General features: G+C 51.8%; 2 protein-coding genes. Both read left to right on the top strand.

The window, feature by feature from the left end:
• A partial coding sequence (locus B7G52_RS23080; protein ID WP_141397505.1) for a transposase occupies positions 1-142 on the top strand: 142 nt, incomplete at its 5' end.
• Positions 143-390: 248 nt separating this feature from the next.
• Positions 391-993, top strand: coding sequence for a hypothetical protein (locus B7G52_RS23490; RefSeq protein WP_141397542.1), 603 nt, complete (start codon positions 391-393; stop codon positions 991-993).
• Positions 994-1,279: the final 286 nt, after the last annotated feature.

The raw sequence follows: 1,279 nt of genomic DNA, 5'->3' as shown, positions 1-1,279 counted from the left end.
CGTCGTCGAGGGTCTGAACAACAAGGTCAAAGTGACCATGAGAAAATCCTACGGGTTTCGGACCTTCAGAATCACTGAACTCGCCCTATATCACGTACTTGGCAAGCTTCCTGAGCCGCAACTCGCCCACAGATTTTACTGACGAAGCTCTTTAATCAGGGATGGGTGGGAATCGCGATAGGCTGCGCTCTCGGCCTCATCCTGTTTTTTTTGGGCCGGCGGCGGGCGGTTCCTCGGGTATCGATTACGGCCTCACATGAACTGACATGGGGTAACAGCCCTAACGTTCCGCCAGGCTTTGCACTTCAATTTAGGGGCAAGAATATTGATCGAGTATCGCGTGGAGTGTTTCGCTTTTGGAATGACGGGTCAGACACGCTGACCTCCGACTTGATCAGCAAACACGACCCGCTAAAGTTAGTGTTAGAAGATGGCGAATTTTTACTCGCTGGGGTTACCAGGGAAACAAACAAAACGAACCAGTTCACTGTATCGATTGATCCAGCAGATCCCAAAATTGTTAATTTCACCTTCGACTACGTGGACCCAAAAGAGGGCGTAGCAATAGGTTTTTTACACAGTTCTAATGTGTCCATGCCCAAATTTTCAGGCACCATTAAGGGACACAAACCAAAGGTATCACTAAACAAGCGATCTAAAGTTCGACCTTTAGCAAGATCTAAAAGACGGATAGTAAAAGTGCTGCCTTGGGTGATGGTGGGCCTTGGAGCGATGACATTAGCCATGGTTTTGGCGCCGCCCTCCTGGCCGTTTTCCGTAACGAACATGCTTGCAGCGTCATCTAAGCCAACAAATCTCGATGAGATTTTTATACGTTCAATGCTGTGGGTTATTTCACTCACTTACGGTGGGCTGGGGTGTGTAACGCTCTGGCGAATCACCCAACGCCACCCTAAGAGCCTTGACTTAAATACGGTGACAGAGGCTAAGGCAACCGTCACAAAGACAACGGGGGCCGAGGCCGACAAATAGCGCCCCTTCAATACACTAAGGTAGGTATCGAGGCGGAACCGCTACGAAGGGTCGGGTTCAGTATCGAGCAGCCAGCAAATCCCCGAATGAGTTCATCCAGTGCCGCGCAACGCGGTGCCCAGGCGGAACATCAAAGACCCGGCGCGCGTCAAGGTAGTTGTCGCCTCATTCATGCAGCCAACTGCTGAATATCGTTGCACTCCGAATGCGCCCTGACGAAGGAGTCGCGCTCGGGGTTGAGAGTCACGGGGCCAACGGGCGACCAGTTGCGGGTCTTGCCGGACCA

The sequence above is a fragment of the Polaromonas sp. AER18D-145 genome (assembly GCF_002379095.1).
GTDB lineage: Bacteria > Pseudomonadota > Gammaproteobacteria > Burkholderiales > Burkholderiaceae_C > Polaromonas.
This window is presented reverse-complemented; position numbering and strand designations above follow the sequence as displayed.